Raw genomic sequence first — 19366 nt, 5'->3', positions numbered from 1 at the left:
ATTCACCCGCCGGCAACCGGAAGCCGCACCCCCAAAAGCAACAGGCCGGCGGAACGCCCCGTTCCGTCGGCCTGTCTGTCGGTCTTTTCCCCTTGTAAAGGCGAACGCGCCGGCGCCCGGCGCGATGCCTCAGTTCGGCACCGGAGCATCCGGGTTGGGCGGGAAGTTCTTGTTGGCCTGAACGCCGCGCAGCAGGTCGAAGGCGGTATTGAGCTGCTTGTCCTGCTTCGGGTCTTCCGGGACGTAGGCCTGCGACGGCGACTGCGTTTCCTTGCCATCCTCGGCGGAAAGGTGGCCGGGGCGGGAGGCCTCGCCCTTCACTTCCACCTTGTCCTTCAGGTCGTCCGGCACATCCTGCAGCACCTCGATGTCGGGCTCGATGCCCTTGGCCTGAATGGAGCGGCCGGAGGGCGTGTAGTAGCGCGCGGTGGTGAGGCGGATGGCACCGTTGGAGCCGAGCGGAATGATGGTCTGCACCGAGCCCTTGCCGAACGAGCGGGTGCCGAGAATGGTGGCGCGGCGATGGTCCTGCAGGGCACCGGCCACGATTTCGGACGCCGAGGCCGAGCCGCCGTTGATCAGCACGATCACCGGCTTGCCGTTGGTCAGGTCGCCGGCGCGGGCGTTGAAGCGCTGGGTGTTCTCCGCACCGCGGCCGCGGGTGGAAACGATCTCGCCCTTGTCGAGGAAATCGTCGGCAACCGCAATCGACTGGGTCAGCAGACCGCCCGGATTGTTGCGCAGGTCGATGACATAGCCCTTCAGCTTGTCGGCCGGGATGTCCTTGTTGATGGTGGCAATGGCCTTTTCCAGACCGTCGCCGGTGTTCTCGGTGAACTCGTTGATCTTGATGTAGCCGATGTCGCCTTCCGCCCGCGAGTGCACGGAGGGAATCACGATGCGGTCGCGCACGATCTTGAACTCAAGCGGCTTGTCCTGCTTGGCGCGCTTGATGCTGAGGGTGACCGGGGTTTTCACCGGACCGCGCAGCTTGTCCACCGCCTCGTCCAGCGTCACGCCTTCCAGCGACTTGCCGTCGACCGACTCGATGATGTCGCCGGAAAGCACGCCCGCCTTCTGCGCCGGTGTGCCTTCGATGGGCGAGACGACCTTGACCTGCCCGTTTTCCATGATGACCTGAATGCCAAGACCGCCGAATTCGCCGGACGTCTTGACGTTCATGTCGCGCTGCTTATCGGGCGGCAGGTATTCGGAATGCGGATCGAGCGACGTCAGCATCGCCTTGATGGCGCTTTCCACCAGCTTGGCGTCGTCCGGTTCTTCCACGTAGTCGGCGCGAATGCGCTCGAACACGTCACCAAACAGGTTGAGCTGCTTGTAGACATCCGACGAATTCGACGAAGCGGCATAGGCGATGCCCGCCGGCTGCAGGCGCGGCACGGTGGCCACCATGGTCAAGCCTGCGCCGATTACGATGCCCGCACCGATCAGGGTCAGTCTGCCAGTCATCCGCGTACCTCTTGCTCGCCGTCCGCCGCCCACCACGGAGCCGGATCGACCGGAGCGCCGTCTTTCCTGAGTTCGATATAGAGTGCCGATTGCGGTTTTGCTGGGGACGCTTCGTTCTTCACGGCTAAATTTGCGCCGCCTTCCCCGCTGCCGGCAACCGCCGCCACCGGTTCGCCGGCCAGCACAGACTGCCCGAGATCGACATCGACCCTGCCGAGACCGGCAAGAAGCAGATGATATCCGCCCCCGACGTTCAGGATCAAGATCGTGCCGTAGGAACGGAACGGCCCGGCATAGACCACGGAGGCATCGGCGGGTGCGATGACCTGCGCGCCGGGCGCCGCCGCCACCACCATGCCCTGTCGCGGGCTGCCATAGCTGTCGGCCTCCCCGAAGCGGCCGGAGACGGTGCCGACGACCGGCAGGTGCAGCCGGCCCTTCTGCGCCGCAAACGCCACGCCGGGCGCCAGCCGGGCGCCGGCGGCCCCGGCCGGTGCAGCCGGGCGGCGGAGCGCCTCGCGCTCCATGCCGGCAATCAGGTCCTGCAACGAGCCGGCACGGGCGGCCAGTTCCTTCGCCCGCGCCTGTTCGGCGGCCAGTTCGGTGGCCGATTCGGCGCGCGCGGCGCGCTTCTCCGCGCCGATCAGCGCCAGCCGCTGCCGCTCGTCGGCCAGCCGGCGCGCATCTTCGCTGAGCTTGCGGCGCTCGGTCTGCACATCGCGCTCGATGCGGGCAATGTCCTGCAGGTCGGCGGCAAGGTCGTCGGCCTCAAGGCGCACCTGCGGCATGACCGCGGACAGCAGCATGGCGCTGCGCACCGCGCGGCGGGCGTCGCCGGCATCGACGGCGATGGCCGGCGGCGGGTGGCGGCCGATGCGCTCCAGCGTCGCCAGAATCTCGGCCAGCGTGGCGCGGCGGGCGTTGAAACCGGCGCGCACGCCATCGGCCCGCTTCTCAAGCTCCGCGATCCGGCCTTCGGTTTCGCCAAGGCGCTTTTCCAGTGCCCGGCTGCGGTCGGCCGCCTTCAGCATCGCCTCGTCGAGGCGCCTGGCATCCTTGTCGAGCGAGCCGATCTCGCGGGCGAGTTCCGCCTGCCGGGCGGCACTGAGCTGAATGGTCTGGTTGAGGGTGGCCAGCTCGCGCGCCCGCGCCTCGCGCGCCGCCGCCGGGTTCACCGCCTGCTCAAGCGGGTCCGCCGGGGCCGGCGCGGCCGGCTGTGCGGCGCCGGTTGCCGGACCGGCCGCCGGCTCGGTGGCCGACGCGGCCGCGGGCAGGCCGCACAACACCGCCGCCAGCAGCGCCACAGGCGCCCGGCTTCGCGGCCCGCCGGCGCGCGGCCCGGCCGCACCCGGCCCCCGGAGGGCTCTGGCAAGGAAAACTCGGCTGTCCATCCGCGCGGCTTCGTCGGTTGATCGTGCAGGCAGGCGCATCCGGCCATCATCCCCGACGATAGGCGGCGATGGTAAACCGTTTCTCAACGAGGGCTTCAGCCGAAACAGGCTTCAACTGAAGCAGCGCGCATAACGCGTATCGGCCTTACGGCCGGAGGCAAGGGCACCGGCGCGCGGGGCGGGAGCGAACGCGACTTGTCGCCATGGGCAATGCGAAAAGGTGGCCTCGCGAAAGACTTTTCCCGAGAGAACCGAGCCTGCTCCGGCTTCCCCGGTGCCCTTCAGAAGGCCCCAACGGCGCAGTGCGGTGAAGAGGATCGGCCTGAGCCCGGTCTGTGGATGGCCGGGAGCGCGATCTTCGCCCCGAAAGACCTGCCCGAAAGACCTGCGCTTGGCCATTGACGCGATGAAGCACACCACGCCCCGGTCGCGCGCCCGGACGGCTGCGATGGAGCTGATTTGCGCGATCATCCGCGCCGACCTGCTGCGCGCCATCTGACGCGGCAGCGGCGCGCGCGTTGCCCGGCGGCTCATCCGCCGCGGTGATAGGGGTGGCCGGACATCAGCGTCACAGCGCGGTAGAGCTGCTCGGCCACCATGATGCGCACGAGCTGGTGCGGCCATGTCATGGGGCCGAAGGCCAGCACCAGATCGGCGCGGGCACGCAGCGCCTCGCCGTGGCCGTCCGGCCCGCCGATGGCCACCGCCAGCGCAGAGCGGCCGGCATCGCGGAATTTTGCCACGCGGCCGGCAAAGGCCTCGCTCGTCATGGCGCTGCCGCGCTCGTCCAGCACCACCAGCGCGGCACCGGCGGGAATGTGGCTGCCGAGGGCGGCCGCCTCCTCGTCGCGCCGCGCGTCGGTCCGCGCCGCCCGGCTTTCGCTGAGTTCGACCACGTCGAACCCCGTCAGCCCCAGCGCCGGACCGGCCTTTGCGGCACGGTCCAGATAGCGGGCTGCGAGGTCACGCTCCGGGCCGGCCTTGAGCCGGCCCACGGCACACACGAGAACGCGCAAGGGCAGTCAGGCCCCGTTCAGCCGTTGGCGCGCGCCGGCGCGGCGGGCGTATCCGACGACCACATCTTTTCCAGATTGTAGAACAGGCGCACTTCCGGCCGGAATACGTGCACGATGACGTCGCCGGCATCGATCAGCACCCAGTCGCACTGCGGCAGCCCCTCGACCCGCGGCGTGCCGAAACCGGCTTCCTTCAGGTCCTTGAGCAGGTGGTCCGCGATAGCGCCGACATGACGGTGCGAACGGCCGGAGGCGACCACCATGTAATCGGCCAGCGACGTCTTGCCCATGATATCGATGGGGACGATGTCCTCAGCCTTGGAATCCTCAAGGCTCTGCAGGACGGCCGCAATCGGCGTCTCCGGCCGCGGGCGGGCCGCGGCGGCAGCAGCGGGATCGATGGGCGGCAGCGCGGCGGCGCTCAGGTCTTCGGCTTCGAATGCCATATTCAGGGGACGTGTCCTTTCGCCCGATTCCAAGACGGGGCTCCTCCCGGGGCCTTGCCGGTCAACGCCGCCGGGGCGGCGCGATCGGGCCGGCAAGGGGCGGATCGTTATCGTTCTGCGGCGCGCGGGCGCCGGGTTGCGTTGCAGCGGCCGGGGCGCTCAGAAATGCAAACGGGACCCGCCACCGGAAAGCGGCGAACCCCGAAACGACGATACGCGACAGCGCTGGCCCGCCTTCCTTTAACATAAAGCGGGCTTTGCGCCCGTTTCAAGGCATATGATCGGCCGGCTGCCCTGCGTAGCGGTCTTGCCCCCGGATCTTGCCCCCGGTTCTTGCCCCCGGGTTCTTGCCCGCTTGTTCTGGCACCCCATTCTGGCACCCCGTTCTGGCGCCCGGCCGGGAGACCGCATCAGCGGGCCTCGCTGAGGGCCTGCCGGCAATAGTCCTCGACCGCGCCGGCCAGCCAGTTCCAGGCTTCCCGCTCGGCCGCACCGCCGGTCTTTTCCACCGCCTTGGCCAGCCACGCCATCTCGCGTTCCACGCGGGCCCGCTCGATGAGATCGAGCCGCGCGACCAGCAGCGCGCCTTCAATCACCGCCGCCCGCGCGCGGTTGTAGCCCCGCCAGACACCGTGGACAGCCTCGTGGACCAGCGAGAAGTGCAGCCGCGGGCGCAGCGCATCGTCCTCGAAGCGCTCCAGCTTCAGTTCCATGTGGCTGGTGGCGGCGGCCAGACGCGCGCCGGCGATGGTATCGGCCGGCACGGTCGGCCACTCGCGCCGCCCGGTCACGCAGCCGGCGAAGATGCGCACATCGTCCACCGCGCAGGCGGTGGCAAACGGCACCGCCCGCAGGTTTTCCAGCGCCGGCGAGGGCCGGAACGGCGTCATCAGCCATCCGCTGCCCGCCGCCTGCAGCCCGAACGGCGCGATGAACGGAAGCCCCTGCGCATCGACCGTGACCAGCACCGTCTCCAGTACGAATGTCATGGCCCGGCCCTCCCCCGTTTGTTGCCGCCCGCCGCGTGCTGCCGGGCATCCGCGCGGCAGCATAGCTGAAAAGGCCGCGCCGCGCGCGTCCGCCTCACGTCACGGCGCCAGCCGCTCGATGCCCGCGGTGCCCACCCGCTCCAGCGCCGCTGCCACCGTGGTGCCGCCGATATCGGCCGCCGGGGCGATCTCCGCCAGCGGCGCCAGCACGAAGGCGCGGGCGGCAATGTGAGGATGGGGCAGCACCAGCCCCGGCTCGCTCACCGCCCGCCCGCCGCAGAACAGCACGTCGAGATCGATCAGGCGCGGCCCCCAGCGCAGGTCGCGTTGCCGGCCGAGGCTCTGCTCGATGGCAAGGCATGCCTCCAGCAGCGCCCGCGGGGTCAGCGATGTCGCCACCAGCACGCAGGCGTTGACGAACCAGTCCTGATCCTCGAAGCCCCACGGCGCGGTGCGATAATCGCCCGAGCGCGCAAACACGCGCACGCCCGGCACCTTTTCCAGCGCGGCGATGGCGGCGGCGATGTTGGCGCGCTTGTCGCCCATGTTACTGCCGAGGCCGATGGCGGCGATGTCCACGCTCCCGGCGTCCGACATGGGTCAGCCCCGCCGCCGCGTGATGGTGACGGAGACGTGATCGAAGTGGCCGGAAATCGGCGCGCTCGGCTTGCGCACCGTGATGGTAACGGCCTGAACGGCGGGGAAATCGGCCAGCACCGCCGCCGCCGTGCGCTCTGCCAGCGCCTCGATCAGGAAGGCGCGCCGGCCGGTCATGACCTCTTCGACCTTGTGATAGACCTGTTCGTAGCACACCGCCTTGCCATAATCGTCGGCGAGGCCGGCCGGGGCGAGGTCGGTTTCCAGCGTGATGTCGGCGAAGAAGCGCTGGCCGAGCCGGGCTTCCTCGTCCATGACGCCGTGGTGCGCATAGAACGCCATGTTGGTGATGGTGATGGTGTCGGCCATGGCTTTCTTCAACGGCTCCCGCGCACCGCTGCATCGGCAATGGCAAGGGCCTGCCGATGGGGTGCAACATCATGGACACGCACGATTTCCGCGCCGCCGGCAACGGCCAGCACATGGGCTGCGATGGAGCCCGGCAGCCGCGCACCGGCCGGCGCACCGGTCAGATGCCCGATCATCGACTTGCGCGAGGCCCCGACCAGCAGCGGAAGGCCGAAACGGCGGAAGGCTTTCAGCCCCGCCAGCACGGCCACGTTCTGCGCCTGCGTTTTGCCGAAGCCGATGCCGGGATCAAGCACGATCCTGTCGCGGCCGATACCGGCCTGTGCGGCAATCTCCAGCGTGCGGGCAAAAAAAGCCTCGATATCGGCGAGGATGTCGACCTGCGGGTCGGCGGCCGTGCGGTTATGCATCGCAACCAGCGCCGCACCGTGGCGGGCCACCACGCCGGCCATCGCCGCATCGCCCTGCAGGCCCCAGATATCGTTGACGATCGTGGCGCCGGCACGCAGCGCCCGGTCGGCAGTTTCCGCCTTGTAGGTGTCGACCGAAAGCGGCACCGGCACGGCGCCTGCCAGGCGGCCGATGACCGGGCCGATGCGCGCCCACTCGTCGGCAGGCGCAACCGGCGTAAAACCCGGCCGCGTCGATTCGCCGCCGATATCCAGAATGTCGGCGCCCTCCTCCACCAGCCGCAGGCCGTGGGCGATGGCCGCCTCTGCGCTGTCGTGGCGGCCGCCGTCGGAGAAGGAATCCGGCGTCGCGTTGATGATCCCCATGATCAGCGTGCGCTCGCCGGCAACGTGGACATGGCCGCCGCCGAGGTCGAGTCGCGCCGTCGCACCGACGGTCGGAAAACGGGTTGTATCGGCCATGCGGCGTCTGTTGCTCCCCTCATCGCGGCGGCGTCCCTGAAGTGCCCGGCCGGCCGCCCGCCGCAGAAGGCCGGGACAATAGCGCCGACAGCCGACAAAACGCCAGAGCCTCGCGCGCATCCCTGCCGGAGCCGCCCTGCAGGCCCCGCGCAGGTGCGCCGGGCCGCCGCCGGCGCGGAAGAGCGCGCCTTTCGCGCGGCACGGCAAAACACCGTTAACGAAGCCGGCGTTAAGCTGTGGAAAGGCCGGAGGGAAAGGCGCCGCCCGCGCCCGACCGCCCGGCCCGGACCGGCGCGATGCTGCGGCCGGTTTCCGGCCCGATGCCCCGGACTGCCGCGCGCGACCGCACGCCGACGGCGGCGCGGGGCGCCGGCGGGCCGGCCCCGCCCCCGCAGCACCGGCCAGCGCCGCACCGACACGATCCTTAGCGGTCGGACCCGCTCCGGTCACGTTCGCACCGGTCAGGCCCGCACCGCACCCCGCAACCCGTCTCCCGCCGAGGAGCGCCGGCATGTCTCCCGAAGCGATTGCCCTTGCCTTCCGCTCCGCCTGCCGCGACGGCGCGCCGGTGGCCGGCTCCCTCGGCCCCGACCGCAGCAACATCACCGATGTCATCGGCTCCGCCCTCGCCCGGCCCGGGGCCGGCATCGGCAGCCGGGTGGCCGGGGCGGCGGAGGCAACGTCCGGCGCCGGCGTCGATGTCGGCCTGCTGCTGCTGTGCGCGCCGCTGGCGGCCGCCTGCGACCCCGCCCTCAACGGCGGCGAGGGCCCGTTTTCGGCCCGCATCGCCGCGGTGCTCGCCGGCCTCGGTCCCGCCGATGCACAGGCGGTGCGCGGCGTGCTGAAGCGCTGCGAGGCGCCGGATCTGGCCCGTGCCGCCGCGGCCCCGCCCGGCAGCAGCCTGCGCCAGATGATGCAGGCCGCGGCCGGCGAGAGCCGGGTGGCGCTGCAATACGGCACCGATTTCACCGATCTGGCGGTCTTTGCCCTGCCCACGCTGCTGCGGGCGCTGAAGCGGGCGCTGGCGGCCACGCAGGCGGTCGCCACGGCCCTGCCGCTGGCGGCGCAGAGCCTGTTCCTCGCCTGCCTCGCCACCTTTCCCGACAGCAGTATTGTGGCCACCCGCGGCGCCGCCGCCGCCCGCACCGTGATGCAGGAAGCCCGCCGCCTCGTCAGCGCCGGGGCCGCCTTTGCGCCCGGCCGCCACGGCACGGCCATCGCCGCGTTCGCCGCCGGGCTGGAGGCGCGCGGCCTCGCCCCGGTACGCAGTGCCGACATGACACTTGCCACCCTGTTTCTGACCCGTCTCGGCACGGCGGCCTGAAGGCTGCGGACGCCGGCTCACCCGCCCTGTCTGCCAGACCAGCCTTTCCCGTGCCTGCCGTCGCCGGTGCGCCGGGGACGAGCCGGTTGCCTCCGTCCGCATGGCCGCAACCCGCCTGTCCCCCGCCTGTCCGTGCAGGCATCGCGCGCTTGCTGTCCGGTCTTGCTGTCCGGTCTTGCTGTGGGGGATAGTTCCGCCCCGATCTTTCGCCTCCGGTTTTGCTGCCGCCCGGCGTGCGCCCGCAGAGCCGCGGCCCGCAAACCCGGCGCTCACAAGCCCGCCGCCCGCCAGCCCCGACACCCGCCAGATCCAAAGCCAGCCAGCCCCGATGCCCGCCAGCCCGATGCCCGCAACGCCGCCCCGGACAAGCCAGAGTCTGACAAGACAGAACCGGACAGGCCCGATCCAGACCAGCCCGCCCCCGCATGCCCGCGCCGATGCCGGCACTGCCGTGGTGCCGTGGCTGTTCTGCCGCAACGTGGAGGCGAGCGTGGAGTGGCTGGCGGCCGCGTTCGGCTGCGAGCGGCGCACCATCGTGGCCGCGCCGGATGGCAGCGGTTTTGCCGAAGTCTCCTTCGAAGGCCATGTGGTGATGCTCGGCACGCCGCCCGATGGCGCGCCCCTGCCGCACGGGCCGTGCCGCCACGGCGCGGTGGTGGTCATCACCCGCGAGGCCGCCGCGCTGGCGGCCCGCGCGGCGCACCATGGCGCGGCGGTGGAACAGCCGTCTGCCAGCGGCGCCGGGTGCCGCGTGCGCGACCCCGACGGCCACCTGTGGGTGTTTGTTTCGCCGGCAGGCTGAGCGCATAGCTGGCCTGCGATGCCGCCGGCCGGAAGGGCGTGCGGCCGGTCTGCTTTTCTGCCAGAAATGCGGTCTCCGGGTCCGTCCGCGACACCCGCCCGCGCCCGGCAGACGGAGCGCGCGGCGCCGACATGCTTTTGCCACGAGCGGCGCGGAAAACCCTGCCGTTCCGTCATCGCTTCCGCCCCGGCGCTGCCGGTTGCACCTTCTGGTTCCGGCGGGTTGCCTGCCCGCAGCCGCCGGCCGGGGGCGCGGCCCCGCTACCCGCCTTTTCCCGCCCGGCCGGCGCGCAGCGCCTGCGCCGGCTGCCCGCCTGCCCCGCCGAGAGTGAGCCATGGCTTCGCCGCTTCGCCCCGTTCTGTCGCTGCTGCTGGGTGCCGCATTCATTCTGGCGGGCAACGGCCTGCAGTTCACACTGCTGCCGCTGTCCGGCGAGGCGTTCTATTTCTCGCCCTCCGATCTGGGCCTCATCGGCTCGGCCTACTATGTCGGCTTTGTCGGCGGCTGTCTGGTGGCGCCCTATCTGGTGCAGCGGGCCGGTCACATCCGCGCCTTCGCCGCCATGGTCGCCACGGCTTCCGCCACCATCCTCGGCCATATCCTCGTGGTCGATCCCCATATGTGGATGGTGCTGCGCATGGTCACCGGCTTCTGCCTTGCCGGTCTCTATCTCATCATCGAAAGCTGGCTTAACGACCGCGCGACCAACGAGAACCGCGGCCTGATCATGTCGGCCTATATCGTGGTCAACTTCGCCGCCATCACCGGCGGGCAAATGATGGTCACGCTCAACCCCATCACCTCGTTCCGCTCGTTCGCCATCGCCTCGGTGCTGTCGTCGCTGGCGGTCATTCCGGTGGCGCTCACCCGCTCTGCCCAGCCGGCGCCGCTCGCCATCGTGCGCTTCAACCCGCTGCCGCTCTATCGCGCCGCGCCGGTCGGCATCATCGGCGTGTTCATGATCGGCGTTGCCAACGGGGCGTTCTGGTCGCTCGGCCCGCTGTTTGCCACCGGCAACGGCATGAGCGTGGACGATGCCGCCATCTTCATGAGCCTCGCGGTGCTGGCCGGTGCCCTCAGCCAGTGGCCGGCCGGTCAGGTGTCCGATCATTTCGACCGCCGCAAGGTGCTGGCGGTGCTGCTGGCGCTGGGGGCCGCAGCCGGCTTTGCGCTGTGGAAAGCGCCGATGCACCCCACCACGCTGATGGTGCTGGGCGTGGTGTTCGGCGCGCTCACCCTGCCGGGCTATTCGCTGGCGGCCGCCCACGCCTATGACAAGACGCCGGCGGGCGGCTATGTTCAGACCGCCACCACGGTGCTGCTGTCGAACGGCGTCGGGTCCATCTTCGGCCCGGCCCTTGCCTCCCTGCTCATGGGCCGGCTCGGGCCCTCGTCGCTTTTTCTGTTCACGGCGGTGGTGCAACTGCTGCTGCTGGCCTACATCGTTCTGCGCATCATGGTGCGCCACCCGACGCCGAAGGCCGACAAATCCGCCTTCGACCTGCCGGCAACCGCACCGGTGGCCGGGCCGATCGTGCCGCCGGAGCCGCCGGCCGGCGGCAGCACCGGCGACGGGCCGCGGCCCGCCGCCTGAACGACCACACCGACAAAGGACACGGAAAGCCATGGCCGCACAGACCCCGGGGCGCCCCAACCCAACCCGCAAGGTGCTGTGGATCGGCGCCGCTGCCGCGCTGCTGATGGCCGGCTGGGGCACGCTCGGCTGGTATCTCACCAACGGCTTCCAGATGGCCCACGAGATGCCGTCCGTCGGCGGCCCGTTCGCGCTGGTCGGCACGAATGGCCAGACGGTGACCGACAAGGACTTCGCCGGCAAGCCGCGCGCGATGTTCTTCGGCTTTACCTATTGCCCGGATGTGTGCCCGACCACGCTTGCCGATGTCGGCGCATGGATGAAGGCGCTCGGCGACAAGGCCGACGACATCCGCTTCATCTTCGTGTCGATCGACCCGGAGCGCGACACGCCGGAGCTGATGCGGGACTATCTCACCGCCTTCGACCCGCGCATCACCGGCCTCACCGGCTCGGTGCAGCAGATCGATGCCATCAAGCGCGCCTACCGCGTCTATGCCAAAAAGGTGCCGACCGAGGGCGGCGACTACACCATGGACCACACCGCCGGCGTCTATCTGTTCGACAAGGACGGCAACTTCGCCGGCACGGTGAACTATACCGAGCCGACCGACGAGGCGGTGAAGAAGATCCGCTCCGTTCTGGGCTGAGCCCGGCCCGCGCGCCGCACGGTGCGCAACGATACAGGAAGGCCGCCGGCCCGGGGTCCGGCCCGGCGGCGGCCTTTTTCATCTCTGCCGGCCATTTCGTCTCTGCCGGCAATGGCGTGGCCGTCAGCCCACCTGCCCGCGATGGCGCAGGAAATGGTCGGCCAGCACGATCGCCATCATCGCCTCGCCCACCGGCACGGCGCGGATGCCGACGCAGGGGTCGTGGCGGCCGCGGGTCATCACGTCCACCTCTTCGCCGTCGGCCGTCACCGAGCGGCGCGGCGTCAGGATCGACGAGGTCGGCTTCACCGCAAAGCGCACCACCACCGGCTGGCCGGAGGAAATGCCGCCGAGGATGCCGCCGGCGTGATTGGAAAGAAACACCGGCCGGCCATCCGGGCCCATGCGCATCTCGTCCGCGTTGTCCTCGCCGGTCAGCGCGGCGGCGGCAAAGCCCTCGCCGATCTCCACGCCCTTGACGGCGTTGATCGACATCATCGCCGCCGCCAGATCCTGATCGAGCTTGCCGTAAAGCGGCGCACCGAGCCCCACAGGCACACCCTCGGCCACCACCTCCACCACCGCGCCGATGGAAGAGCCATTTTTGCGGATGCCGTCGAGGTAACCTTCCCACGCCTGCGCGGCCACCGGATCGGGGCAGAAGAACGGATTGCGCTCCACCTCCGCCCAGTCCCAGCGGCTGCGATCCACGGCATGGGGGCCGAGCTGCACCAGCGCGCCGCGGATGGTCACGCCCGGCAGCACCCGGCGGGCAACGGCGCCCGCGGCGACGCGGCTGGCGGTTTCACGCGCCGACGAACGCCCGCCGCCGCGCGGATCGCGCAGGCCGTACTTGGCGTTGTAGGTGTAGTCGGCATGGCCGGGCCGGTAGCGGTCGGCGATGTTGGAATAGTCCTTGGAACGCTGGTCGACGTTCTGGATTTCCAGCGCAATCGGGGTGCCGGTGGTGATCACCTCACCGCCGCTGCCGGCCACCGTGCCGGAAAGAATGCGCACCTGATCGGGCTCCTGCCGCTGGGTGGTGAAGCGCGACTGGCCGGGGCGGCGACGGTCGAGAAAAGTCTGGATAAAAGCCTCGCTCAGGGTCAGGCCCGGGGGGCAGCCATCCACCACGCAGCCGATGGCCGGTCCGTGGCTTTCGCCCCAGGTGGTGACGCGGAACAGATGGCCGAAGGTGTTGTGCGACATGGACCGGACCCGAGCGGCTTGCGAGGAAACGGCGCCGCGCGGCCGGGCCGGCGGCATCCGCCGCCTGTCTTACGGGCCGCGCCGTCCGGGGTCAAACCCGCGCCGGCGGCAATTGTCCGCCGCCCGTCATCAGGTTTTGCCGGTCGCGCGGGTTTTGTCGGTTCACAAATGACTGTCCCGCCACAGTGGTGGACAAGAAAGCGGCGGCCGCCGGTGCGGCTGGTTTTAAGGTCAGCTTTTCGTTGCACCACAGCACAGGACCGTTAGTTTGGGGCAACCCGGTGGACACCGACGGAGGATCAAAGTCCCATGTGCACGCTCGACGGTTGCGGTGAACACCAGAACCTGCCGCCCCTCATCGTTGCCGAGACGGACCGGCGCGCTTTTCTGGCGGGTCTGCTCACCCTGCCGCTGGCCGCCGTGCTGGCCGATCCGGCCCTGGCGCAGGCGCAGGGCGCAACCGCACAGCCGTTTTCCATCGACACCATGGGCGGCGCAAAGGCGAGCGGCGTCATCGCCAAGCCGAAGCAGTGGCCGGCGCCCGCCGTGGTGCTGGTGCACGAGTGGTGGGGTCTCAACGACCAGATCAAGTCGGTCGCGGTGGAACTGGCGAATCAGGGCTATGTCGCCATCGCCGTCGACCTGTTCGGCGGGCAGGTGACGAACGACCCGGCGGTGGCCAAGAACCTCGTCGCCACGCTCAACACCGAAAAGGCGCTGGATGTGATGACCTCGGTCATCTACTGGGCGCGCGATCTGACGGAAGTGAACGGCAAGGTGGGCACCTGCGGCTGGTGCTTCGGCGGGGCGTGGTCGCTCAATGCCTCCATGGCCGCGCCGGTCAACGCCACGGTCATCTATTATGGCAATGTGGACCGCACGGTGAACCAGCTTGAATCGCTGGTCGGCCCGGTGCTCGGCCATTTCGCCACCAAGGATACCTCGATCCCGGAAGCGCAGGTCAAGCAGTTCGCCCAGAACATGCTGAAGGCCGACAAGCCGCTGCAGATCTACTGGTACGATGCCGATCACGCCTTCGCCAACCCGACGAGCGCACGCTACGACGCCGCCGACGCAGCGCTGGCCTGGCAGCGCACGCTGGCCTTCTTCCAGCAGAACCTGACGACCTGACCGGCCGGCGGGACGCCCCGCCCGATACAACCGACAAGGCCCGCCGGGATGCCGCCCGGCGGGCCTTTTTCATTTGTCCCGGCGCGTCACCTGTGCCGGCGCGTCATCTGTCCCGCGCAGGCGGCCGCCGTCACGGCCGCGCGTCGAGAAAGGCCAGCACGCCCGCCTTGAACGCCTTGTCGCCCACCGCCAGCATGTGGTCGCGGTCGGGAATATCGAGCGCGCGGCCGTTGGGCAGCAGGTCGGCGAGGCCCTGTGCCGAACCGGCGATGACATCGCGGGTGCCCACCGCCACCAGCGCCGGCGCGGTGATGCGCATGACGCGGTCGGCCGGCATCGTCTCCCGGCTGGCACGCATGCAGGCGGCCAGCGCCGCCAGATCGCCGCCGGTCTGCTCGGCAAAGCGGCGGAACATCAGCCCGGTCTTGTGGCGGATATCGGCCGCCGAGGGCGCCTCCAGCGCCGCCACGATCGGCTCCCACGGGCCGGTGCCGTCGACCAGCCCCATGCCGAGGCCGGCCAGCACCACCGAGCGCACCACCTCCGGATGTTCCAGCGCCAGAAAGGCGGAGATGCGCGCGCCCATGGAATAGCCCATCACATCGACGCGGCCGAGACCGAGATGGCGGATGAGGCTGAAGGCATCGTGCGCCATGGCTGCCACGCGGTAGCGCAGCGGCTCGTGCGGCTTTTCGCTTTCGCCGTGGCCGCGGTTGTCGATGGCGATGACGCGGCGGCCGGCCTTCGTCAGCGTGTCGATCCAGCCCGGATAGCGCCAGTTGACATCGCGGTTGGAGGCGAACCCGTGAATGAGCAGGATCGGCTCGCCATGGCCCTCGTCGACATAGGCAAGGGTGAGGCCATCGGAGAGAAAGGTCGGCATCGGCGCGGGCATCCTCGCATCGGGCATCGGTGCGGTCACGGGCCCGGCGGGCCGGCAACCGGCTGAAGGCGGTTTAGCGCGCCGGGGCGCTGCCGGCAAACCCTGCCGGCAGCGGAGGCCTAAGGCCGGCTCCGGCCCTCGCGCACCGGGCGGTCGAGGCCGGCTTCCGCCTCCATCTCGCCCACGCTGCCCTCGATGGCATTGAGCGAGGGGGCCGCCGGCGAAACCGGCCGGCCGCGACCGCCACGCCGGGCGCCCGGCGTGTAGTTGGCACCGGCATCGGCCGGCAGCGTGCGGAACGACAACAGCGACGACATCGACATCACGCCCACCACGATGAAGGCGAGCGCGAAGGCAAAGGGCGCCGGCTGGCCGCCGGGCTGCGCGAAGCCGAGGCCGCTGAAAACATGCACCAGCACCGTGCCGATGGCCACGCCGGCCGCCAGCGAAAGCTGCTGCGCCACCGAGGCGAAGCTGGTCGCCTGGCTCATGTGGTCGTCGTCGACATCGGCATAGGTCAGCGTCTGCATGGTGGTGAACAGCACCGAGCGCACCACGCCGGAGACAAGCAGCAGCAGCACGATTCCCAGCGGAAACAGATCGGGCCGGGTGAAGCCCATCGGCACGATGCTGGCCCCCGTCGCGGCCGAGAACACCAGCAGCGTGCGTCGAAAGCCCAGCGTGGCGATGATGCGGGTGACCGCCGATTTCGCCCCCATGGCGCCGACAGCAGCAGAGACCGACAGAATGCCGGCCTCCAGCGGCGAAAAACCATAGCCGACCTGCAGCATCAGCGGCGTCAGCACGGCAAGCGCCCCCATGCCGGACCGCGACAGGAAGCCGCCGAGAACGGTGGACGAAAAGGTGCGCACCTGCAGCAGCTTCAGCTCGATCACCGGCTTTTCGGCGCGCCGCGCGTGCAGCACATAAAGGGCGGTCAGCACCGCGCCGGCGGCGATGAGGCCGAGCGTCGCCGCCCCGTCCACCACACCGCGGCCGGCCGTTTCCAGCCCGCCCATCATCAGCGACAGGCCGATGGCGATGAGGGCGAAGCCCTTGAGATCGAACGGGCTTGAGGCGCGGTGTTCGTCGCGCGGCAGCACCAGCGCGCCGAGCAGCAGGCCGATGATTCCGATCGGCACGTTGATCCAGAAGATCCAGCGCCAGCTGTAATGCTCGACGATGAAGCCGCCGAGCGGCGGGCCGATCAGCGGCCCGACCAGCGCGGGGATGGCCACCAGCGCCATGGCATCCACCAGCCGTTCCTTCGGCACCGTGCGCACCAGCACGAGGCGGCCGACCGGCGTCGTCATCGAACCGCCGATGCCCTGAATGACGCGCGCGACGACGAGTTCCGGCACCGAATTGGCGAAGGCACAGCCGACCGAGCCGGCGAGGAACAGCACGATGGCCGCCTGAAACACGTTGCGCGAGCCGAATCGGTCCGACACCCACCCGGAAATGGGAATGAACACCGCAAGGCTGAGCATGTAGGCCGTCACGGCCACGGCCAGCGTCAGCGGGCGCACGCCGAAATCGCCGGCAATCGCCGGCAGGGCAGTGGCGATCACCGTGGAATCGATCATCTCCATGCCCACCGCGCAGGCGACGAGCAGGGGGATGACGCGGGTCCTGTCAACCATCGGCAACTCCGGGCGGTGCCGGCCGGCACCGGACACGTCACAGGCAGTTCACGTCACAGGCCGTTCACGTCGCAGGCCGTCCGGGCCCGCGGGCGGGATTTGCGCAAGGCCGGGTGCCTGCGTCCGCCCCACGTTAGCGGCCGCGCGGCGCCAGCGGAAGCCACCGCCGGCCGGCGGCGCGCCGGCCCCGGCAGCGGCGCGGCAGGCCGCGCGCCTGTGCCGCCTATCTTTTCTGCCCGCCCGCCGCTATCTTCCCGCCAGCCATTCAACCATCCGGATCGTTCAGACATGTCGGACACGGGCGTTCCCCACTTCAAGAACGACGCTGGCGTCGAAAGCGTGCGCATCGGCGCCCGGCGCTTCATGTGCATCGGCGCGGCTCCGCCGTTCGACCATCCCCACGTCTTCCTCGACATGGGCGACGAGAACGAGAAGATCTGCCCCTATTGCTCGACGCTCTATCGCTACGACGCCACGCTCGGCCACGCTCAGGCCGACCCGGCCGCGTGCGTGTGGCACGAGCCGGCCCACGCCTGAGGGCAGCCGGCCTGCCCGGTGCCGGCCCCGCGGGCCGGCGCCCGGCACGCCTTGCAGCAAAGCCGCGCAAGAGCGGCTTCTCCGGGCCCGTTACGGGCCTTTTTCTGTTGCCTCTCGCCGTCAGGGCCTGCCATGACCGCACCGGTGCCTCCGGCCCCCGCCGCCCGCCCCGCCGCAAACGCCGCCGCCAGAACCGCTGCCCCCGCGCCGGCCGGCGAAGGCCCCGGCAGCGGGCGCACTGTCGTTGTCGCCGGCGGCGGCATCGCCGGCCTCACGACGGCGCTGGCGCTGGCGCAGCGCGGCTTTTCCGTTTCGCTGGCCGAGCGCACGACCGCCTTCACCGAGGTGGGCGCCGGCCTGCAGATTTCGCCCAACGCCTATCGCGTGCTCGCCGGGCTGGGCCTCGACGCCGACCTTGCGAACGTGATGACCTTTCCCGAATCGGTCGATCTGCACGGCGCGTCCGGCACGCGGCTGGCCCGCGTGCCGCTGGGCGGGCAGGCAACGGCACGCTGGGGGGCGCCCTACGGCGTGCTGCACCGCGCCGATCTGATTGCCGTTCTGGCGCGCGCCGCGCTGGCCAGCCCGGCCATTACCGTCCACACCGGCATGCGGGCGCTGCGCGCTGCGCCGGGGCCGGCCGGCATGCGCCTTGAAACCAGCGGCGGGCCGCTGGACGGCGAGGCGGTGATCGCCGCCGACGGCGTCTGGTCGCAGTTGCGCAACGCCCTGTCCGGCGCCGCCACCGCCCGCCAGACCGGCCGCATCGCCTACCGCACCACAGTGCCGGCGGAGGCACTGCCAGCCGGCCTCGTGGATCTGCGGGTCCATGCCCACATGTTTCCGGATGCCCACGTCATCCGCTATCCGATCTCCGGCGGCCGGCAGATCAACATCGTGGTGGTGACCGCCAGCCCGTGGTTCGTGGAAGACTGGAGCAGCCCCGCGAGCCTCGACGAGGTCAACACACTGGCACGCACGTTCGATTCCGACCTGCAGCGCCTGCTGGCCGGCGCAACCGGCTGGACACGCTGGCCGCTGGCCGGTGTGCCGGCCGATGCGGTGTGGAACGATGCCGGCCTTGCGCTCATCGGCGATGCCGCGCACGCCACCCTGCCGTTTGCCGCCCAGGGCGCGGCGATGGCCATTGAGGATGCCGCGGTGCTGGCCCACCATCTGGCCGCCGGCCGCAGCGTGCCCGGGGCGCTTGCCGCCTATGCCGCCGCGCGCCGGCCGCGGGCGCAGCGCATTCAGGCGCTGTCGGAAAAGAACGGCCAGATCTATCACATGGGCGCCCTCACCGCGCTGGCCCGCGACACCGCCCTGCGGCTGATGTCTGAGGACGCGCTGATGCGGCGGCTCGACTGGCTCTATGGCTGGCGCCCGCCGGCGGGGCCCTGACCGCACCCCCGCCGCCGACCCGGGTCCGCAGCCCCGGATCCGCAGCCCTTTGTCGCCGGCCGGCCTTGCCGCTTGAGCGGCGCAGCCGGCTGGGCTAGACGAAACGGTTGTTGCCATGCCGTCCGTGCCCTCCCGCCGGACGGCCGGACCCCCATGCAGAAGCCGCCGCCATGACGCAACCGCCGGAAGCCGAAGTCCGCTCAGACGCCGCCCCGCAAGCCCCGGTCACCGCCGCGGTGCTGGTGATCGGCGACGAGATTCTCTCCGGCCGCACCAAGGACCAGAACATCGGCTTCATCGCCGATTATCTGACCGCCATCGGCATCGACCTTGAAGAGGTGCGCGTGGTGCCGGATGTCGAGGCCCGCATCGTGGCCGCGCTCAACGCCCTGCGCGCCGGCTACACCTATGTGTTCACCACCGGCGGCATCGGCCCGACCCATGACGACATCACCGCCGATGCGGTGGCGAAGGCCTTCGGCGTTGCCATCGACATCGATCCGCGTGCGGTCGGGGTCATGCGCGCCCGCTACCCGGATACGGAACTGACGCCGGCGCGCCTGCGCATGGCGCGCATTCCCGACGGCGCCGACCTCATCGCCAATCCGGTCTCGGCCGCCCCCGGCTTCCGCATCGGCAATGTCCACGTCATGGCCGGCGTGCCGAAGATCATGCAGGCGATGATGGATTCCATCGCCCCGACGCTCGCCCGCGGCCGGCCGATGCTGTCGCACACCATCGAGGCCGGCATGGGCGAAGGCGCGCTCGCCGAGGGCTTCGGCGCCATCGCCCGCGCCAATCCCGACACCCTGCTCGGCTCCTACCCCTATTTCGACGGCACGCGCCACACCACCCGTCTGGTGGTGCGCGCGCGCGATGCGGCGCGCCTTGCCACCGTGGCCGCAGCCGTCGAGGCCCTTGTCGCCGACCTTCAGGGCCGCACCACGCCCCGGGCCTGACGGCGCGCCCGAAACGGAACGCGTTCATCAGGACCAGAGTGCATTCACAAGACAGAATGCACTCACAAGACAGAATACCTGCAC

General features: G+C 70.4%; 20 protein-coding genes. 8 read left to right on the top strand and 12 right to left on the bottom strand.

Going from position 1 to position 19366, the window contains the following annotated elements; all coding sequences use genetic code 11:
* Positions 1 to 129: 129 nt before the first annotated feature.
* From V7067_RS07875 to folP, 9 genes are all read right to left on the bottom strand, one after another.
* Complete coding sequence (locus tag V7067_RS07875) at positions 130 to 1470, bottom strand: S41 family peptidase (protein WP_334175337.1); 1341 nt, start codon at positions 1468 to 1470, stop codon at positions 130 to 132.
* On the bottom strand, positions 1467 to 2774 hold the full coding sequence (locus V7067_RS07870; protein ID WP_334175336.1) for a peptidoglycan DD-metalloendopeptidase family protein: 1308 nt from the start codon (positions 2772 to 2774) through the stop codon (positions 1467 to 1469). The genes V7067_RS07875 and V7067_RS07870 overlap by 4 nt, the downstream gene beginning before the upstream one ends.
* 198 nt (positions 2775 to 2972) lie before the next feature.
* A complete protein-coding gene (locus V7067_RS07865) occupies positions 2973 to 3332 on the bottom strand; it encodes a hypothetical protein (RefSeq protein WP_334175335.1) in 360 nt (119 codons plus the stop codon).
* 59 nt (positions 3333 to 3391) lie between these two features.
* A complete protein-coding gene (rlmH, locus tag V7067_RS07860) occupies positions 3392 to 3877 on the bottom strand; it encodes a 23S rRNA (pseudouridine(1915)-N(3))-methyltransferase RlmH (RefSeq protein ID WP_334175334.1) in 486 nt (161 codons plus the stop codon).
* A 17-nt stretch (positions 3878 to 3894) separates the two neighbouring features.
* The gene (gene rsfS, locus V7067_RS07855) at positions 3895 to 4323 is read right to left on the bottom strand and encodes a ribosome silencing factor (RefSeq protein ID WP_334175333.1); all 429 of its coding nucleotides are present in this window, start codon (positions 4321 to 4323) and stop codon (positions 3895 to 3897) included.
* A 410-nt stretch (positions 4324 to 4733) separates the two neighbouring features.
* A complete protein-coding gene (locus V7067_RS07850; protein ID WP_334175332.1) occupies positions 4734 to 5312 on the bottom strand; it encodes a DUF447 domain-containing protein in 579 nt (192 codons plus the stop codon).
* Positions 5313 to 5411: 99 nt separating this feature from the next.
* Positions 5412 to 5891, bottom strand: coding sequence for a 2-amino-4-hydroxy-6-hydroxymethyldihydropteridine diphosphokinase (folK, locus tag V7067_RS07845; protein WP_334175339.1), 480 nt, complete (start codon positions 5889 to 5891; stop codon positions 5412 to 5414).
* A 21-nt stretch (positions 5892 to 5912) separates the two neighbouring features.
* Positions 5913 to 6278 carry a dihydroneopterin aldolase gene (folB, locus tag V7067_RS07840; protein ID WP_334175331.1) on the bottom strand — a complete coding sequence of 122 codons (366 nt, stop codon included), beginning with the start codon at positions 6276 to 6278 and terminating at the stop codon, positions 5913 to 5915.
* Positions 6279 to 6286: 8 nt separating this feature from the next.
* Positions 6287 to 7054 (bottom strand): dihydropteroate synthase, encoded by a 768-nt coding sequence (gene folP, locus V7067_RS07835; protein WP_334175338.1) that lies wholly within the window; start codon positions 7052 to 7054, stop codon positions 6287 to 6289.
* Positions 7055 to 7661: 607 nt separating this feature from the next.
* Between folP and V7067_RS07830 the strand changes: the two genes are divergently transcribed.
* From V7067_RS07830 to V7067_RS07815, 4 genes are all read left to right on the top strand, one after another.
* Positions 7662 to 8474: a triphosphoribosyl-dephospho-CoA synthase gene (locus V7067_RS07830; RefSeq protein WP_334175330.1), complete on the top strand. Its 813-nt coding sequence runs from the start codon at positions 7662 to 7664 to the stop codon at positions 8472 to 8474.
* Positions 8475 to 8925: 451 nt separating this feature from the next.
* Positions 8926 to 9276, top strand: coding sequence for a VOC family protein (locus V7067_RS07825; RefSeq protein ID WP_334175329.1), 351 nt, complete (start codon positions 8926 to 8928; stop codon positions 9274 to 9276).
* A gap of 334 nt (positions 9277 to 9610) precedes the next feature.
* The gene (locus V7067_RS07820) at positions 9611 to 10870 is read left to right on the top strand and encodes an MFS transporter (RefSeq protein ID WP_334175328.1); all 1260 of its coding nucleotides are present in this window, start codon (positions 9611 to 9613) and stop codon (positions 10868 to 10870) included.
* Between the two features lie 31 nt (positions 10871 to 10901).
* Positions 10902 to 11519: an SCO family protein gene (locus V7067_RS07815; RefSeq protein ID WP_334175327.1), complete on the top strand. Its 618-nt coding sequence runs from the start codon at positions 10902 to 10904 to the stop codon at positions 11517 to 11519.
* Positions 11520 to 11642: 123 nt separating this feature from the next.
* On the opposite strand, the gene aroC is transcribed toward V7067_RS07815, so the two are convergent.
* Positions 11643 to 12728 carry a chorismate synthase gene (gene aroC / locus V7067_RS07810; protein ID WP_334175326.1) on the bottom strand — a complete coding sequence of 362 codons (1086 nt, stop codon included), beginning with the start codon at positions 12726 to 12728 and terminating at the stop codon, positions 11643 to 11645.
* A gap of 309 nt (positions 12729 to 13037) precedes the next feature.
* On the opposite strand from aroC, the gene V7067_RS07805 reads away from it, so the two are divergent.
* Entirely contained in the window at positions 13038 to 13859 is an 822-nt protein-coding gene (locus V7067_RS07805; RefSeq protein ID WP_334175325.1) for a dienelactone hydrolase family protein, read from the top strand.
* Positions 13860 to 13989: 130 nt separating this feature from the next.
* On the opposite strand, the gene V7067_RS07800 is transcribed toward V7067_RS07805, so the two are convergent.
* The gene (locus tag V7067_RS07800) at positions 13990 to 14742 is read right to left on the bottom strand and encodes an alpha/beta hydrolase (protein WP_334175324.1); all 753 of its coding nucleotides are present in this window, start codon (positions 14740 to 14742) and stop codon (positions 13990 to 13992) included.
* Positions 14743 to 14861: 119 nt separating this feature from the next.
* Positions 14862 to 16385, bottom strand: coding sequence for a DHA2 family efflux MFS transporter permease subunit (locus V7067_RS07795; protein WP_334175323.1), 1524 nt, complete (start codon positions 16383 to 16385; stop codon positions 14862 to 14864).
* A 288-nt stretch (positions 16386 to 16673) separates the two neighbouring features.
* Between V7067_RS07795 and V7067_RS07790 the strand changes: the two genes are divergently transcribed.
* The 3 genes from V7067_RS07790 to V7067_RS07780 all read left to right on the top strand — a co-directional run bounded on the left by V7067_RS07790 (position 16674) and on the right by V7067_RS07780 (position 19282).
* Complete coding sequence (locus tag V7067_RS07790; protein ID WP_334175322.1) at positions 16674 to 16922, top strand: zinc-finger domain-containing protein; 249 nt, start codon at positions 16674 to 16676, stop codon at positions 16920 to 16922.
* 132 nt (positions 16923 to 17054) lie between these two features.
* Positions 17055 to 18323 (top strand): FAD-dependent monooxygenase, encoded by a 1269-nt coding sequence (locus V7067_RS07785; protein ID WP_334175321.1) that lies wholly within the window; start codon positions 17055 to 17057, stop codon positions 18321 to 18323.
* Between the two features lie 170 nt (positions 18324 to 18493).
* Complete coding sequence (locus V7067_RS07780) at positions 18494 to 19282, top strand: molybdopterin-binding protein (RefSeq protein WP_334175320.1); 789 nt, start codon at positions 18494 to 18496, stop codon at positions 19280 to 19282.
* Positions 19283 to 19366: the final 84 nt, after the last annotated feature.

This window comes from Pseudoxanthobacter sp. (assembly GCF_036822375.1).
Lineage (GTDB): Bacteria > Pseudomonadota > Alphaproteobacteria > Rhizobiales > Segnochrobactraceae > Pseudoxanthobacter.
Note: the sequence above shows the minus strand (reverse complement) of the source record. Positions and strands in the feature narration are given on the sequence as shown.

Excerpts from the sequence above, each read along its gene's own strand:
- V7067_RS07875 (WP_334175337.1), bottom strand. The coding sequence starts at position 1,470 with ATGACTGGCAGACTGACCCTGATCGGTGCGGGCATCGTAATCGGCGCA.
- V7067_RS07865 (WP_334175335.1), bottom strand. The coding sequence starts at position 3,332 with ATGATCGCGCAAATCAGCTCCATCGCAGCCGTCCGGGCGCGCGACCGG.
- rsfS (WP_334175333.1), bottom strand. The coding sequence starts at position 4,323 with ATGGCATTCGAAGCCGAAGACCTGAGCGCCGCCGCGCTGCCGCCCATC.
- V7067_RS07850 (WP_334175332.1), bottom strand. The coding sequence starts at position 5,312 with ATGACATTCGTACTGGAGACGGTGCTGGTCACGGTCGATGCGCAGGGG.
- folB (WP_334175331.1), bottom strand. The coding sequence starts at position 6,278 with ATGGCCGACACCATCACCATCACCAACATGGCGTTCTATGCGCACCAC.
- folP (WP_334175338.1), bottom strand. The coding sequence starts at position 7,054 with ATGGGGATCATCAACGCGACGCCGGATTCCTTCTCCGACGGCGGCCGC.
- V7067_RS07830 (WP_334175330.1), top strand. The coding sequence starts at position 7,662 with ATGTCTCCCGAAGCGATTGCCCTTGCCTTCCGCTCCGCCTGCCGCGAC.
- V7067_RS07820 (WP_334175328.1), top strand. The coding sequence starts at position 9,611 with ATGGCTTCGCCGCTTCGCCCCGTTCTGTCGCTGCTGCTGGGTGCCGCA.
- V7067_RS07815 (WP_334175327.1), top strand. The coding sequence starts at position 10,902 with ATGGCCGCACAGACCCCGGGGCGCCCCAACCCAACCCGCAAGGTGCTG.
- aroC (WP_334175326.1), bottom strand. The coding sequence starts at position 12,728 with ATGTCGCACAACACCTTCGGCCATCTGTTCCGCGTCACCACCTGGGGC.
- V7067_RS07805 (WP_334175325.1), top strand. The coding sequence starts at position 13,038 with ATGTGCACGCTCGACGGTTGCGGTGAACACCAGAACCTGCCGCCCCTC.
- V7067_RS07800 (WP_334175324.1), bottom strand. The coding sequence starts at position 14,742 with ATGCCGACCTTTCTCTCCGATGGCCTCACCCTTGCCTATGTCGACGAG.
- V7067_RS07795 (WP_334175323.1), bottom strand. The coding sequence starts at position 16,385 with ATGGTTGACAGGACCCGCGTCATCCCCCTGCTCGTCGCCTGCGCGGTG.
- V7067_RS07790 (WP_334175322.1), top strand. The coding sequence starts at position 16,674 with ATGTCGGACACGGGCGTTCCCCACTTCAAGAACGACGCTGGCGTCGAA.
- V7067_RS07785 (WP_334175321.1), top strand. The coding sequence starts at position 17,055 with ATGACCGCACCGGTGCCTCCGGCCCCCGCCGCCCGCCCCGCCGCAAAC.
- V7067_RS07780 (WP_334175320.1), top strand. The coding sequence starts at position 18,494 with ATGACGCAACCGCCGGAAGCCGAAGTCCGCTCAGACGCCGCCCCGCAA.